Annotated in this window: 1 protein-coding gene; it reads left to right on the top strand. The window is 67.5% G+C overall.

Annotated features, from left to right (window positions below; all coding sequences use genetic code 11):
- Window positions 1-339 precede the first annotated feature (339 nt).
- Window positions 340-18,534, top strand: a complete 18,195-nt coding sequence (locus tag ON32_RS19555; protein WP_040792425.1) for a non-ribosomal peptide synthetase — start codon at window positions 340-342, stop codon at window positions 18,532-18,534.
- Window positions 18,535-18,610 lie beyond the last annotated feature (76 nt).

Genomic DNA, 18,610 nt, shown 5'->3' with positions numbered 1-18,610 from the left:
GCGTCCCGTCGCAGACACCAGGACGCCTGACATCTCGCGACGGTTCCCGCTCGTAGCTCGCCGAATTCTCCGGCGGCCGCAACAGCGGTATTCATCACCATTGGGTCTCGTTGTTCCCGCAGGTGATTAAATTTCGGGTCGGTGCGGAATATCGCACTGTGCCGCCCACTGCGGCAAAAGGCGAAATATCCCACCCGACCGGCACGTATTGCCATTCCATGGAACCCACTGCGTGTTCTTCGGAGTTATGCACGGACCCTTGGGATTTCAGGGGCGGCCCGAGGTATCGACAGACGCCGTGCCGAGCGGCTCCTGAATGACGAAACAAACGGAGATCAGATGACTCAATCCAAGCGCAACCTCGAGAGTGGTCGAGAGCGGTCGAGTTCATCGAAGGCAGGACGATCCGCATTTTCCGGAGGCCTGGTTCCGAGTAACGGTTCGATAGCACATTTCAACGGCGAAGGGCCGGGAAATCCACCGGTTCCCGAAGTTCTTCCGTTGACCGCGGCGCAACGTGGAATTTGGTTCGCTCAGCATCTTGCGGGTGAGTCACCGATTTCCGTGGCCCAATACGTCGAGATCGTTGGTGAATTGAATACGGAATTGCTCGTCGAGGCGTGCAAGACCGTCGACCGCGAGTTCGGGGCGGCCTATGTGCGCTTGGTCGAGGTCGATGGGGAACCACGCCAGTTCGTTGACGAAACGCACGTCTCCCCGGTCCCGGTCGTGGACCTGCGCGGCCATGCCGACCCCGTCGCCACCGCGCATCGACTGATGGTCGAGGACTATTCCGCTCCGCTGGACCTGCTGCACGACGACCTGATGAAAAGCGTGGTGTACCGGGTCGGCCCGGAGCACTACCTGTGGTATCAGCGTGCACACCATATAGCGCTGGACGGATTCGCCGCGGTAACGATGGTGCGTCGAATAACCGAGCTGTACAACGCGTGGATAAACGGGGAAGAACCCCCACCGGCGACGGCGAAAAACCTCCGGGACATCGTCGAACAGGACCTGACGTACCGGGATTCGGAACGTTTCGAAAACGACCGCCGCTACTGGACGGAGCATCTGGCAGGGGCGCCGCCGGTCGTCAGTCTGGCCGGTCGGGTGGGTAAACCCACCATTCACCCCACACTCGTCAGCGAACCCCTCCCGCAGGACACCGCGCACCTGCTGGACAGCGTCGTACGGCAACACGGCACGAGTGTCACCCCGATCATCGTCGCGGCGTTCGCCGCCTATCTGGCGCGGATGACCGGAAGCGACGAGGTGCTGCTGAGCCTGCCCGTGTCGGGCCGGCACTCCGCGGTGCTGCGCCGCTCGGGCGGAATGGTGGCCAATGTGGTTCCGCTGCGGATACCGGTCGCCTCCCACAGTGTCGGCGACCTGATCGACGCCACCCAGAGCGAACTGACCAGCGCCCTGCGCCGCCAGCGCTACCGGCAAGAGGACATATTCCACGATATGGGGATCGCGCGCGACGAGACGGCGTCCTTCGGCCCGGCCGTCAACCTCATGATGGTCGAGAACGAGGTCGTATTCGGCACCACGACCGGACGGCTGAATGTTTTGACCTCCGGCCCCACCGCCGACCTGTTCGTCAACATCTACCCCGGAGCGGGTAAGGACAGCACCCATATCGACTTCCAGGGGAACCCGAACATCTACAGTCCGGCCGAGCTCGCCGACCACCACGAACGGTTCCTCATGTTCCTGCACGAGTTCCTCGCCGCGGGCACGGACCGGCCGGTGAGCCGGCTGCCCCTGCTGCGACCGCAGGAACGGGCCGCGCTGCTGCCCGTGCGGGGAGCCGACGGCGTCGCACCCCGACTGCTGCCCGATATCCTCACCGACAGCGTCCGCCGCCACCGGGACGCCACCGCGATCACCGCACCCGACCGGACGGTGACCTACGGGGAACTGGACACCATGTCCTCCCGGCTGGCCCGGCATCTGATCGCACTGGGCTGCGGGCCGGACACCGCGGTGGCGATCGTGCTGCGCCGCTCGATCGAATCGATCACCGCGGCATGGGCGGTAGCGAAATCCGGTGCCGCGATCGTCGTGGTGGACCCGGAGTATCCGCCCAAACGTATCGAGCACATGATCGACGACAGCGGGGCGCAGGTGGCGATCACCGTCGAAGCCCATCGACAACGGCTTCCCCGCACGGTGCGGCCCGTGATCCTCGACGATCCGACGACCCTCCGCGAATGGGGCGAGGCCGCCGGTGGACCGATCTGCGACACCGAACGGATCCGCCCGTTGCGGCCGGCCAACCTGGCCTACATGACCTACACATCCGGCTCCACCGGGCTACCGAAAGGGGTGCAGGTCACCCACACCGGGCTGGCGAACCTCATCGCCGACCGCAGCGAAACCTACGGTATCGACGCCGACTCGCGGGTGTCCTACGCGCTTTCACCCAGTTTCGACGCGTCCATGGAACAGTTCCTGACCTGCTTCGCGAACGGGTCCACGCTGGTGCTCGTCCCCCCCGACGTGATCGGTGGTGACCGGCTCACCCACCTGCTGGCCGACGAACACGTCACCCACCTGACGCTCACCCCCGCGATGCTGGCCACCGTGGACCCGCAGCCACTGACCGATCTGCGGGTAGTGGTGGTCGGGGGAGACGTGTGCCCACCGCACGTCGTCCAACGGTGGACCCGGCACTGGTGCCTGTACAACGAATACGGTCCCACCGAAACCACCGTGACCGCCGCCGGCGCCCCCATCCATCCCGACCGTGACCTCACCGTCGGCGGCCCCATCCGCGGGGTGTCGGCCATGGTGTTGGACCGTGCCCTGCAGCCGGTGCCGAAAGGCACGGCGGGGGAGCTGTACCTGGCCGGGCCGGGACTGGCCCGCGGCTACAGTCACCGACTCGGTGAAACCGCGGCCCGGTTCGTCGCCGACCCCTATGGCGGGCCGGGAGAACGGATGTACCGCACCGGTGATATCGCGCGCTGGATCGGCGACGGCCCCGATATGTCCCTCGAGGTGATGGGGCGCAGCGATTTCCAGGTCAAGATCCGCGGCTACCGGATCGAACCCGGTGAAATCGATACCGCGCTCACCGGACACGAGGACGTGGACCTGTCGGTGACGGTGCCGGTGCGCAACAAGGCCGGCGCGACCGTTTTGGCCTCCTATGTCGTCGCGGTCCACGGTCGCCATATCGACCCGGACGCCCTGCAGCGTTTCGCCCGGGAATCGCTACCGCCGCATATGGTTCCGGCGGTGATCATGCCGCTGGACGCTCTGCCGGTGAACGCGTTCGGCAAACTCGACCGCAATGCGTTGCCCGAGCCCGTTTTCGAGACCGCGTCGCACGGTCGACCCCCCACCGGCCCGCGGGAGACCCTGGTGGCCAGGCTGTTCGCCGAGGTGCTGGGTGTGTCGCAGGTCGCGGCCGACGACAGTTTCTTCGCCCTCGGCGGTGACAGCATTCTGTCGATTCAGTTGGTGGCACGGGCCAAGGCCGCCGGGGTGAACTTCTCCACCCAGGACGTGTTCGACCACAAGACCGTCGCCGGGGTGGCCGCCGTGGCGACGGAAACCGACAGCGGTCCCCGGTTGGACGAGCTACCCGGCGGCGGGGTGGGACCGATGCCGCTGTCGCCGATCATGCACGCCATGCTCGCGCGCGGGCACTTCGACCGGTTCGCGCAGGCCGCCCTCGTGCAACTCCCCGATGGGGTCGATCGGGCGGGGCTGGTGCGTGCCCTACAAGCCGTGATGGACCGCCACGACATGCTGCGGGCCGTGCTGCGCGGCGCCGAATCGGTCGACCGGTTCGTCGACGTCCTCGACCGGGGGACCGTCGACGCCGACGCGGCGCTCACCCGGGTTCGGCTCGAGCGACGCGACGCCCCCGAGATCGATCGGCACCTGCAGGCGGCCGCGGACCGGTTGGACCCGCGCAGTGGGCAGCTCGTTCGGGCCGTCTGGATGCAGGACCGCAGCGGCGCGGGTCCCGATCTGATGTGGCTGGTGATCCACCACCTCGCCGTCGACGCGGTGTCGTGGCGGATCATCCTCACCGACCTGGCGCAGGCCTGGGAGCAGATCCGAGCGGGCGGCGACCCGCACTTCGGCCCCACCACCACCTCGGTGCGGCGCTGGGTCCACGGGCTGGTCGAGCAGGCACCGGCCCGACGGGCGGAGCTGCATCGGTGGAAGAACGCGCTCGAGCGGGGAGATCGGCTGCTCGGGGAGCGGCGGCTGGACCCCGATCGTGACGTCGCGGCCACGGCGGGCCGCATACGGTTGCGCATCCCGGCGGATGTCGCCGAGGCGGTGCTCACGACCGTCCCGGCCCGGTTCCACGGCAACGCCAATGATCCGCTGCTGGCGGCGCTGGTGCTGGCGTTGGGGGAATGGCGGCGCAGACGCGGCGCCCCCGCCGACGAGGAACTGATCACGCTGGAAGGTCACGGTCGCGAGGAACGCGCCGTGCCCGGAGCCGACCTGCACACCACCGTCGGCTGGTTCACCACCCGATTCCCGGTCCGTATCGACCTGGGCGATATCGACCACGAGGAAGCGTTCGCCGGTGGAGCGGCCGCGGGACGGGCGATCAAACAGGTCAAGGAACAACTGCGGGCGGTGCCGGACAACGGCATCGGCTACGGAATGCTGCGGTGTCTCGATTCCCGCGGCGCCGAAACGCTGGCGAACCTGCCGGAACCGCAGATCAGTTTCAACTATCTGGGACGAGTGGGGGCCGGTGACCACAGCGGGGCCTGGGCGCCCACCACCGAATTCGGTGCGCTGACCGCCACGACCGATCCGCGGATGGCGTTGCCCGCCGTGCTCGATATCAACGCGATCGCCGAGCAGGGACCCCACGGACTCGAACTCGACACCACCTGGGAATTCGCCTCCCTGGTATTGGACGCCGCCGACGTCGACGAACTCGCCGGACTGTGGGTACGGGCGTTGCGGGCGTTCGCCGGCCATATCCGCTCCGAAACCGCCGGCGGCCACACCCCCTCGGACTTCCCGCTGGTCACGGTGTCCCAGGACGAGATCGACCACCTGCAGCGGCACTATCCGGCGATGACCGATATGTGGCCGCTCACCGCCCTGCAGACCGGGTTGCTGTTCCATGCGCTCTACGACCACGACGGCGCCGACGGCTACACCGTGCAGGTGGTGTTGACACTCGCCGGTCAGGTGGACGCGCAACGGATGCGGCAGGCCGCGCAGGTGTTCGTCGACCGGCACGACAGTCTGCGGACCGCGTTCGTCGAAAGCGCCGAGGGGCCACGCCAGATCGTGGTCGGCGACGTCGACGTCGACTGGCGCTACACCGATATCGGCGACATCACCGATCCCGCCGACCGTGACCACGAACTTCGGCGGCTCGCCGCCGAGGCGTCGGCGCCGTTCGACCCGGCGCACCCGCCGCTGGTGCGGTTCCACCTCGTGCGTACCGGAAGCGACGAGCATCGGCTGATCATCACCAACCACCACATCGTGCTCGACGGGTGGTCGATGCCGTTGCTGGTCCACGAACTGCTGTCGGTGTACACGGCCGACGGTGACATGAGCCGACTGGCGCCCCCACGCTCGTACCGGGACTATCTGCAGTGGTCGCACACCCAGGACCGAGACGCCGCCACCGCCGCCTGGCAGCGGATGCTGGCCGGGATCGAAAGCCCCACCCGGGTCACGGGTGATCCGGACCGGACGGTCACCGCGCACAGCGACGACGTCGACCTGAACCTGGACGCTGCCACCGCCGCCGCGCTCACCGGCCTCGGCCGCTCCCACGGAGTCACCGCCAACACGGCCGTGCAGGTGGCGTGGGCATTGCTGCTCACCACCCTGACCGGCCGGTCGGATGTGGTGTTCGGCAATACGGTGTCCCACCGTCCCCCGCAGATCCCCGGGGTCGAACAGATGATCGGCCTGTTCATCAACACCCTGCCCGTGCGGGTGCGGCTCGACCCCCACGAAACCGTTGCCGATCTGCTCGCGCGGGTGCAATCCGAGCAGGCTGCCATGCTGGATCACCGGCATATCGGTTTGGCCGAACTACAGCGGGCGACCGGCATCGCCGACATGTTCGACACCGTGACGGTGCTCGAGTCGTATCCGCTCGACCGTGACGAACTGACCCGCGAGCTCGGCGACGCCGGTTTGCGGCTCGTCGACATCCAGGCCCACGACGCCACCCCGTATCCGTTGAGTCTGCAGGTGACCCCGCCGCGACCGACCCGCGACGAACAACCGGACCCCGACCGACCCGACACCCACACGGTGGCGCTGCGGTTCTCCACCGACCGGTTCGACGCGGCACAGGCCCGCACACTGCTCGAACGGTTCGCACTGATCCTGCGTCGGCTCGTCACCGACCCCACCGCGAAGGTCGCCGCGATATCGGCGACCGGCGATACCGAACACACGCAACCGCTGCCGGTTCGCGGCGAACCGCCCACCACCGAACGCACCCTGCGCGAGATCCTGTCGACCACCGCGCGCACCTATCCTCATGCGGTGGCGGTGCGATCCGGTGACACCGCCGTGACCTATCGGGAGCTCGAGCTTCGCGCCAACAGGCTCGCGCATCTGTTGGCCGCTCGCGGCGCCGGCCCCGAAACGTTCGTCGCCCTGGCCGTCCCCCGATCGATCGAATTGGTCGTGGCCATCTGGGCCGTCGCCGCGACCGGGGCCGCGTTCGTCCCGTTGGATCCCGCCAACCCACCCGAACGGCTCGCGGACCTGCTGTCGGATTCCCGCAGCAGGCTGGGTGTGACGGTCGAGTCCGTCGCCCCCGACCTGCCCGATACGGTCGACTGGCTGGTCCTCGACACCGACCACGATCAGCCGTTGTCGGCCGACGCACCCGACACCACCCCCGCCCTGATCGACAACGCCGCCTACGTGATCTACACCTCCGGCTCGACCGGCAAACCGAAAGCGGTGCACCTGACCCATCGCGGTCTCGCCGATGTCGTCGCCGCCCAAACCGAAGCCTTCAGGGTGGACACGTCCTCGGTGGTGCTGCACGTCGCGTCCCCCGGGTTCGACGCCTGCGTATCGGAACTGCTGCTGGCACACGGCAGCGGCGCCTGCCTCGTGGTGGCGCCACCGCAGGTGTACGGCGGACCCGACCTGGAGGAGCTGCTGAGGTCGGAGAAGATCACCCACGCGATCATCACCCCCTCCACGCTGAGCACGATGGATCCGTCCCGGCTGCCGTCGCTGGAAACGGTCGCGGTCGTCGGTGAAGCAACCGGACCCGACATCGTGAACCGGTGGGCTCCCGGACGTCGACTGATGAACCACTACGGCCCCACCGAATGCACCATCTGGGCCACGGGTTCGGACCTGCTCGCCCCCGACGAGCCGGTGACCATCGGCGGCCCGATCCGCGGTGTCACGGTGGCCGTTCTCGACATGTGGCTGCGACCGGTGCCGCTCGGGGTCGCCGGTGAGCTCTACCTCGGCGGGCCCGGACTGGCCCGCGGATACTTCGACCGTCCGGGACTGACCGCGTCTCGTTTCGTCGCCGACCCGTGGTCCGACCACGGGGAACGCCTCTACCGCACCGGTGACGCGGTCCGGTGGGTGCAGGGCCACACCGGGCCGGTCCTGGAGTATCTGGGCCGCACCGACCAACAGGTCAAAATCCACGGTCTGCGGATCGAACCGGGCGAGATCGACGCCCATGTGGCGCGGCACGCCGCGGTGGCGAGCGTCGCCACCGTCACCCAGCGCGGCCCCACCGGGGAACCGGTCCTGGTCACCTATGTGGCCCCCGCACCGGGCGCGACCGTGGACGTGGCCGCGCTGCGCCATGACATCGAGCACACCCTGCCGCCCTACATGAATCCCGCGGCGATCGTGGAACTGGACGCGATGCCGCTCACCCCCGGCGGCAAAATCGACCGGAACGCCTTGCGGGAACGCGGTTTCACACCCGTCGGCACCGGCGGTCGATCACCGTCCACCCCCGCCGAACAGACCATGGCGAACCTGTTCGCCGAAGTGCTGCAACTGGACACCGTGTCGGCCGACAGCAACTTCTTCGCCCTCGGCGGCGACAGCATCGTGTCGATGAAGCTGGTGGCGGCGGCCAAGAACGCCGGACTCACCATCACCCCGCGAGACGTGTTCGAAGGGAAAACGGTCGCCGCCCTGGCCGCCCTGGCCCGCAACGAACAGCCCGGCGAAACCACCGACCGGCCACCCACGGGACAGCGCCCCGACGACCAGCCGCTCCTCACACTGCCGCCGGCGGATCTCGAGCGACTCCACCGGCAATACCCGGGGCTGGTCGATGTGTGGCCGCTGGCCCCGATGCAATCCGGTATCCGCTTCCACTCGATCTACAACCCCGACACCGACGACACCTACACCGTCCAGACGGCGATCGCGTTCTCCGGCGCGGTCGACGCCGACCGGCTGCGGCGCGCCGCGCAGGCCGTGATCGACCGGCACGACATCCTGCGCGCCGCATTCGTGGAAACCGACACCGGTCCGTGCCAGATCGTGATGAACCCGGTGGAGGTCCGGTTCCGGGAAATCGATCTCACCACCGACGACCCGCAAACCCCACCCGACGTCGCCGAAATCGCCGCGGCCGACGCGGCCGCCGGCTTCGACCTGTCGGAGCCGCCGCTGATCCGCTTCACCCTGATCCGCGTCGCCGCGAACCGTTTCCGGCTGCTCGTCACCAACCACCATGTGATCCTGGACGGCTGGTCGATGCCGCTGCTGATGCGTGAACTGCTCGACTACTACGGGTCGCCGACACGTATCGACACCGCCGAACCCGCCCCCTCCTACCGCGACTACCTGGCCTGGTTGCAGCGACAGGACACCGACACGGCCAAACGCGCGTGGGCCCAGGCCTTCGCCGACGTCGACTCACCCACCCGGGTGGCCCGCGGCGCCGGTGCGGACGGACACACCTCGGCGACCGAAGTGAGCGCGGAACTGACCGCAGACCGTTTCGACCGACTCCGTCGCGTGGTCTCGGACACGGCCGTCACCGTCAACACCGCCCTCGCCGCGGCATGGGCACTGAACCTGCGGGTACTGACCGGTGAAACCGATGTGATCTTCGGCTCCGCCGTCTCCGGGCGGCCACCGGAGCTGCCGATGGTGGACCGGACACTCGGCATGTTCTTGAACACCGTCCCCGTCCGCGTCCACCTCGATCCCACAACCCCGATACGGCAACTACTCACCCGAATCCAGGACCGGCACGCCCACCTGCTCGACCACCACCACATCGGCCTGCCCGAAATCCACCGCAGCATCGGCGTGACCGAACTGTTCGACACCGCAATCGCCTACCAGTCGTTCCCCCTCGACCGGTCGACACTGCAACACCTCGTCGACTCGGCGGGTCTGCGCGTCGACGACATCACCGGCATCGACGCCACCCCCTACCCGCTGAGCCTGATCGTCGCCCCGAAACACGACGACCACGGCGACACACAGGGACTGCAGATCACCCTCCGATTCCTCGACACCGAATTCGACACCGCCCACGCCCGCCGGATCCTCGACCGGTTCATCGAAACATTGGGCGCGATCGCCGACAACCCCGACATCCGACCCACCGACATCACCCCGGCCGACACCCTCGGCCCGGCCAGGCCCGCCCTCGAGGACGACCACCATCACCCCGACACCCTGGCCGATATCCTCACCGCCACCGCCGCCGCCCACCCCGACACGATCGCAGTGAAAGACGGCGACACCACCCTCACCTACCGACAGCTCGACGAACGATCCAACCGATTGGCCCGACTCCTGCTGCGCCACACCGACAGCACGGGCGACATCGTCGCCGTCGCGCTGCCACGATCCGCGGACGCGACGCTCACCCTGTGGGCCGCCGCGAAAGCCGGTCTGGCGTTCGTACCGATCGACCCGAACCTACCGACCGACCGCATCGAATTCCTGCTGTCGGACTCCCACGCCCGGCTCGCGGTCACCACCACCACCGTCCGCGAACACCTCCCCGACACTGTCGACCGGCTGCTGATCCTCGACGACCGGGACACCGTCCACACCCTGGACACCGCACCCGACACACCGATCACCGACAGCGAACGCGGCACGCCGCTGCGGGCCGACCGACCGGCGTATGTGATCTACACCTCCGGATCGACGGGGACCCCCAAAGGCGTGGTGATCACCCACCGCGGCCTGACCGACATCGTGGCGGCGCAACACCACATGCTCGGCGTCGACCACACGACAACCGCCCTGCAGGTCGCCTCACCCGGCTTCGACGCCTCGGTGTTCGAACTGCTGATGGCGCACGGCCGAGGGGGCCGGCTGGTCATCTCGCCACCGGACATCTACGGCGGCCACGAACTGGCCGAACTCATTCGCCGCGAACACATCTCCCACGCCATCCTGACCCCCTCGGCGTTGGCGACGATCCCACACACCGGTCTCGACGAACTGCGGGTACTGGCCACCGCCGGTGAACCGATCGGCCCCGAACTCGTCGACCGCTGGGCACCGGGCCGCGCCCTGATCAACCTCTACGGCCCCACCGAATGCACCATCTGGGCCACCGCGAAAGCGTTGGCCCCCGGCGCGCCGATCACGATCGGCACACCGGTCGGCCCCGTCGCGGTCGCCGTCCTCGACACCTGGCTACGGCCGGTACCGGCCGGTATCGCCGGTGAACTGTACCTGTTCGGCCCCGGACTGGCCGACGGCTACATCGACCGCCCCGGACCGAGCGCGGCACGCTTCGTCGCCTGCCCGTTCGGGCAACCGGGCCACCGCATGTACCGCACCGGCGACATGGTGCGGTGGAACACCGACGGCGACCTGGAATTCCTCGGCCGCAACGACTTCCAGGTCAAAGTGCGCGGCACCCGAATCGAGTTGAGCGAAATCGACGCGGCGCTGGCGGCCCACGCAGACGTGGCGTTCGCGGTCACCGTGCCCTACAGCGACGACGAACGACCGGTGACGCTGGTGTCCTATGTGACGCCGGCGACGGGCGCGACCATCTCCGGCGACGAACTGCGCACCGCCCTGACCGAGGTACTGCCCACCTACATGGTGCCCGCCGCGGTGATGGTGCTCGACGACGTGCCGATGACCACGAACGGGAAACTCGACCGCGATCGACTACCGAAACCGGTGTTCGCCGCCCGCGAGTTCCGGGCACCGTCGACCTGGATGGAAGGAGTGGTCGCACAGGCCTTCGAACAGGTACTCGGCGTGGGCCGCGTCGGTGCCGACGACGACTTCTTCACTCTCGGTGGTGACTCGCTCAGCGCGTCACTGGTCGCGGCGCGCGTCGGATCGACCCTGGACATCCACATACCGGTGCGGTCGATCTTCGAAGCGCCCACCGTCGCCGGGTTGGCACGGCTCGTCGGATCCCTCGGCGGCCGACACCGCCCACCCCTGACCGCGGTCGAACGCCCTGACCCCATTCCGCTGTCGCTGGCGCAGCAGCGCATGTGGTTCCTCAACCGGTTCGAACCCGACTCGGCGGCATTCAACATCCCGGTCATGCTGCGACTGTCGGGACGCTTGAACGTCACAGCCCTCCAAGCGGCACTACAGGACGTGGTCGCCCGACACGAGGTGCTACGCACCGTCTATCCCGAGACGGCCGGCGAACCCCACCAGCTCGTGTTGGACGACACCCCCACCCCGGTGGAACCGGTGTCGGTGCCCGTCGACGCAGTCCCCGACACCATAGGCGAATTCGTGCGCCGCGGATTCGATGTGACCACCCAGGTGCCGATGCGTGTGGGACTGTTTTGCATCGATTCCGCAACCGACACTCCCACCGGTGAATTCCTCCTGGTCCTGGTGGTCCACCACATCGCCGGCGACGGACAATCCATGGCGCCGCTGGCCCGCGACGTGATGGCCGCATACGCGGCGCGGGTCACCGGAACGGCACCGAGGTGGGAACCCCTGCCGGTGCAATACGCGGACTTCGCGCTGTGGCAGCGGCAGGTGTTGGGCGACGCGGACGACCCCACCTCACTGATGGCCACCCAGCTGGAATACTGGCGCTCCACCCTGCGCGGAGCGCCGGCCCTGCTCGACCTGCCCACGGACCGGCCACGCCCGGCGGTGGCCTCCCTGTCGGGCGGTCGCGTGCCGATACAGATCGCCCCGCACCTGCACGCCCGGCTCACGGAACTGGCGCGCTCCCGCGGATCGTCACTGTTCATGGTGCTGCACGCGGCGTTGGCGACCCTCCTGGGCCGACTGAGCAACAGCGAGGACGTGGTCATCGGCACCCCCATCGCGGGCCGCGGTGAACCCGGCCTCGACGACCTGGTCGGCATGTTCGTCAACACCCTGGTCCTGCGCACCCGAATCGACCCGGCAGAACCGTTCACCACCCTGCTGACCCGCACCCGCGAAACCGACCTGCAGGCCTTCGAACACGCGGATGTGCCGTTCGAACGGGTCGTGGAAGAGCTCAACCCGGAACGGTCGGCCGACCGACATCCCCTGTTCCAAGTGGCACTGGCATTCCAGAACCTGCCGAACACGCAGATCGAACTACCCGACGTCACGGTATCCCAGGCCGACGTGGACACCGGTATGTGCCAGTTCGATCTGCAACTGATGATCTCCGACACCTACGGACAAGGAGGTGAACCACAAGGAATATCCGGAATGGTGATGTATGCACGAGACCTGTTCGACGAGGCGACGGTGGCGGGGTTCGTCCAACGACTGGTGCGGATAGTGGAAACGGTCGTCGACAACCCGTCGGTAACGGTCGGGGATATCGACTGGTTGGACGCGAGCGAACGCTCCGACCTGGTCTCCCGGGTGGGCGCACGCACCGCGGCGGCCGCCGAGCTGCTGCCGGAGGCGTTCTCCGCCGCCGTCCGCCGCAACGGCGACGGGCCGGCCGTGGTGGCAGGTGATACCGTGCTGACCTACACCGAACTGGACCGACGCTCCAACCAACTGGCGCGACTGTTGATCGACCACGGCGCCGAACCCGAAAAACCGGTGATCACGGCGATCACACGATCACTGGAATCGATCGTCGCATGGTGGGCGGTGGTGAAAACCGGCGCGATCTACGTACCGGTCGATCCCACCTATCCCACGAACCGAATCGAACACATGGTCTCCGACTCGGGCGCCGACCTGGGGGTGACCGTATCACCGGCGCAACCCCGACTACCCGAGTCCGTGCACTGGATCGCGCTCGACGACGACACCGTCACCACACAGCTCGACACACTCGACGCCGGCCCCATCGGCGACGACGAACGACCACGGCCACTGCGACCCACAAACGCGGCCTACATGGTCTTCACCTCCGGATCCACCGGTGTCCCCAAAGGCGTCACCGTCACCCACTCCGGTATCGCCGACTTCCTCACCGCCCAACGCGCCCACCACGACCTCGGACCCGCATCCCGCGTCCTGCACTTCGCGTCCCCCTCCTTCGACGCCTCCCTGCTGGAAATCCTCATGGCGGTCGGTCGGGCCGCCACCCTGGTCGTCGCCCCGACCGGGATCTACGGCGGAAACGAACTGACCGAATTGCTGCGCACCCACCGCGTCACCCACGCCTTCATCACCCCGGCCGCACTGGCCTCGGTCGACCCCACCAACCTGGACGACCTGCGCGTGGTGATGTCCGGCGGCGACGTGGTTCCTCCTGACCTGATCACCCGATGGGCCGGCACCGACCCCACCGGAACCCGCGAATTCCGCATCCTGTACGGGCCGACCGAAACCACCATGGTCGCCACCTCGACAGCACCGATCCACCACGGCGACCGCCCCACCATCGGCACACCACTACCCGGAATACAAACACTGGTACTGGACACCCGACTCCAACCCGTACCGGTGGGAGTGGCCGGTGAACTGTACCTGGCCGGACCCGCACTGGCCCGCGGCTACCAGAACCGAGCGGCCACCAACGCCGCCCGCTTCGTCGCCTGCCCGTTCACCAAACCCGGCCACCGCATGTACCGCACCGGCGACATGGTGCGCTGGAACACCGACGGCGACCTGGAATTCCTCGGCCGCAACGACTTCCAGGTGAAAATACGCGGCTTCCGCGTCGAACTCGACGAAATCGACACCGTACTCGGCTCCCGCCCGGACATATCGTTCGCCGTGACGATACCCCGCCGCGACGGCGAAGGACCCACACGACTGGTGTCCTATGTGGTACCGGCAGCACACACCGACCCCACCGGTGAAGAACTGACCGCGGCCCTGGCCGAAGTCCTGCCCGCCTACATGGTGCCCGCCGCGGTGATGATCCTCGACGAGATCCCACTGACACCCAACGGAAAACTCGACCGCACAGCACTACCGGCGCCCGTCTTCCAAACCAAACGATTCCGGGCACCACAATCACCGGTGGAAGAGATCGTGGCCGGCGTATTCGCCGAAGTACTCGACATCCACCGCAGCATCGGCGCCGACGACGACTTCTTCGAACTGGGCGGCAACAGCCTGATGGCCACCCGAGTGGCCGCCCGCATCGGCGCCGCACTCGACCGGTCCATCCCGGTGCCGATGATCTTCGAGGCACCCACCGTCGCGAAACTGGCCGCCCGAGTCGAAACCCACACCGACACCGGTCGAGTGGCCCTCACCCCCCAACCCCGCCCGGACCACATCCCACTGTCGTACGCGCAACAACGCATGTGGTTCCTCAACCGGTTCGAACCCGACTCACCCGCCTACACCATCCCCATCGTGATCCGCCTGACCGGACACCTCGACCTCGACGCGCTGTACACGGCGATCGGCGACGTCATGGCCCGCCACGAAATACTGCGCACGATCTACCCCCAGGTGGACGGCGAACCGACCCAGGTGGTCCTGCCCGCCGGTGACACACTGCCCCCGATGATCGTCACCTCGATCGACGAACCGGAACTGGACACCACCATCACCGAATTCATGACAACGGTGTTCGATGTGACCGCCGAAGTCCCGTTCCGGGTACGACTGTTCGAACTCGGCCACACCAAATGGGTTCTGGCCGTGGCCATCCACCACATCTCCGGCGACGGATCGTCCCTCACCCCCCTCGCCAGGGACATGATGACCGCCTACGAAGCACGACTACACGGCGAACCACCATCCTGGTCGCCGCTACAGATCCAATACGCGGACTACGCCGTCTGGCAACACACCGTGCTGGGCAGCGAAGACAACCCCCACTCGCTGCTGCGCACCCAGATCGACTACTGGACCCACCAACTGGCCGACCTCCCGGCACGACTGGAGCTGCCCACCGACCGGCCACGCCCACCCGTCCAGTCCTACGCCGGCGCCAACACCCCCATCACCATCGACGCCGAACTCCACACCCGACTGGAACAGGTCGCACGAGCACACAACACCACCCTGTTCATGGTGTTCCACGCCGCACTGGCGGCCACCCTGGCCCGACTGGCCAACACCGACGACATCGCGATCGGCACACCCTACGCCGGACGCGGCGAACCCGAACTCGACGACCTGATCGGCATGTTCGTCAACACCCTCGTCCTACGCACCCACATCACCCCGGGCATGTCGTTCACCCAACTGCTCGACCACGTGCGAAACACCGACCTGGCCGCATTCGGACACGCCGACGTGCCGTTCGAACGCCTGGTGCAGGAACTCAACCCCGTACGCACCCACGCACACCACCCCCTGTTCCAGGTGATGCTCGCCTTCCAGAACCTCACCACCACCGACTTCGAACTACCCGAACTGTCCGTATCCGCCGTCGAAGCCGACACCGGCATCTCACTGTTCGACCTCCAGGTCACCGTATCCGACTCCTACGACCCCACCGGCGCCCCCGCCGGCCTCACCGGTGAGCTCACCTACGCCACCGACCTGTTCGACCCCACCACCGCAACCACCATCGTCGACCGACTCCTGCGGATACTCACCGCACTCGCGGACAACCCGACCCAATCCGTCCACGACGTGGACCTGCTCGACCCCGCCGAACGACAGGCCGCCCTGGTGCGGTGGAACTCCACCGAACACCCCCTTCCCCCCGACGAAACACTGGCCTCGGTATTCACCCACGCCGCACACCGACACGCGCACCGACCCGCCGTGACCTTCGGCGACCGAACCCTGACCTACGCGGAGTTCTCCGCCCGCGTCAACCGACTCGCCCGATGGCTGATCTCCCGCGGCGTGGGCCCCGAAACCCTGGTGGCGCTGCGAATGCCGCGCTCCCTGGACCAGGTCACCGCCATGTACGCCACCCACGCCGCCGGCGGCGGATACGTACCGATCGACCCGGACCACCCCACCGAACGCGTCGAATACATGCTGGAAACCGCCGCCCCCGTGGTGGTCCTGACCTCCCTCGACGACCTGGACCTGTCCGAATTCGACGACACACCCGTCACCGACCACGACCGACACACACCACTACGACCCCACAACACCGCCTACGTGCTGTTCACCTCCGGATCCACCGGCCGCCCCAAAGGCGTGGCCGTACCCCATCGAGCGGTACTGAACCAACTGCACTGGATAATCGGCACCTACCACCTGACACCCACCGACGTCGTCCTACAGAAAACCCCCGCCACCTTCGACGTCTCGGTATGGGAACTGTTCGCGACCCTGGCGGTCGGCGCACGAATGGTGATCGCCCGACCCGACGGACATACCGACCCCGCCTACCTCGCCCGAACCATCGCCGACCACCAGGTCACCATCACCTCCTTCGTCCCATCGATGCTGGCGGCATTCGCCGACACCGCCCCCGCACACACCCTGCGATCCCTGCGGGCGCTCCTCGTCGGCGGTGAAGCCCTCGGCGCCGACGTGGTGGCCGCCGCACGACAGGTCATGCCCGACATCGACCTGCACAACCTGTACGGGCCGACCGAATTCACCCTCCACGCCACCGCCCACCCCGTACACGAAACCGACACCGGCAACATCCCCATGGGCGCACCGGTATGGAACGTCCGCGCCTACATCCTCGACCCACGCCTACAACCGGTACCGCCCGGCGTGGCCGGAGAGCTATACCTGGCAGGCGCCCAGATCGCACGCGGCTACCAGGCGCGACCGGGCCTGACCGCGGAACGGTTCATCCCCGACCCCTACACCGTCGGCGACCGCATGTACCGCACCGGCGACCTGGCCCGCCGACACCGCACCGGTGACCTGGAATACCTGGGACGCACCGACTTCCAGGTGAAACTCCGTGGTCTGCGCATCGAACTCGGAGAAATCGAGACGGTCCTCGCCGAACACCCCACCGTGTCCCGCGCAATCGTCACGGTGCGCACCATCGGCACCACCGAACACCTCGTCGGCTACCTCGTTCCCACCGCCGGCGCCACCATCGACACCGATGCCGTTCTGGCCCACGCCGCCGCCGAACTACCCGGCTACATGGTGCCCACCACGGTGATGGTGCTCGACACGGCGCCCTTCACCCCCTCCGGCAAACTGGACCGCAACCGGCTACCGGAACCCACCCTCACGGTAGGGGAGTACCGCAAACCCTCGTCACCACTGGAAGCCGAGATCGCCCACGCCTTCGAACACGTACTCGGTGTGGAACGAGTCGGCGCCGACGACGACTTCTACGCACTGGGCGGCAACTCGCTGCGCTCGGTCCAAGTGGTGAACGAATTGAAGAAAGAACTCGACTACGAGATCCCGATCGGCTGGATACTGTCGGATCCACGCCCGGCCGACCTCGCCAAACGCATCGAATCCGGGATACCTGCCGGTCACACCCCCGCCGACACGACCGCCTTCGGGTTCGACGTCCTACTCCCGATCCGCACCGGCGGACAACGAGAACCCCTGTTCTGCATCCATCCCGCCTCGGGCCTGGCCTGGTGCTACCGCCCCCTCGACGAACACCTGTCCGCCGACCGACCGATATACGGCATCCAGGCCCCCCAGATCAGCGGGGAAAACCCCGGACCGACATCGATCGGCGAAATCGCCCGCCGCTACGTCGACGAGATCCGTACGGTCCAACCGCACGGACCGTACCACCTCCTCGGCTGGTCGTTGGGCGGGCTGATCGCCCACGCCGTCGCCGTCGAGATGCGCGCAGCCGGCGAGCAGGTCGCACTACTGGCACTACTGGACTCCGAAGCCGATGGTGTCGACGCCTCGAGCGTCTCCACGGTCACAGCCGGGGAACTGATCAGCAACCTCGGCCCGGTCGTGGGCATCGACTTCGTGGACGTCGACGCCACGGCCGAAGAAGCCGCCGACCTGATCCGACAACGATTGGGCGACGGCCTCGATATCGACGCCGCCAGGATCCAACGCATGACCGACGCCTACAACCTGTCCATCCGGGCCGCCGGCGAATGGCGCCCCCCGGTCCTGGACGGTGACCTGCTGTATTTCACCGCGACACGAGAAAGGCGAGCCGATGCGGCAGGACATCGAGGATGGGCGCCCGTCGTCCGCGGGCAGATCGCGAACTTCGATATCGACACCACCCACCTCGCCATGACCGAACCCGCAGCGATCGCCCAGATCGCCCGAGTCCTCGATGAACACCTCGAGCGGTGACCCGACACCCGGCGGTATCCGCCCTGGATCCGGGACGGCCGCCGCTGTCGACGGCGTCGTGCCGCGCACGGCAGCG

Source organism: Nocardia paucivorans NBRC 100373 (genome assembly GCF_000308675.1).
GTDB lineage: Bacteria > Actinomycetota > Actinomycetes > Mycobacteriales > Mycobacteriaceae > Nocardia > Nocardia paucivorans.
Note: the sequence above shows the minus strand (reverse complement) of the source record. Positions and strands in the feature narration are given on the sequence as shown.

Bases quoted from the DNA above. Each gene is read 5' to 3' on its own strand.
- ON32_RS19555 (WP_040792425.1), top strand. From the start codon at position 340: ATGACTCAATCCAAGCGCAACCTCGAGAGTGGTCGAGAGCGGTCGAGT.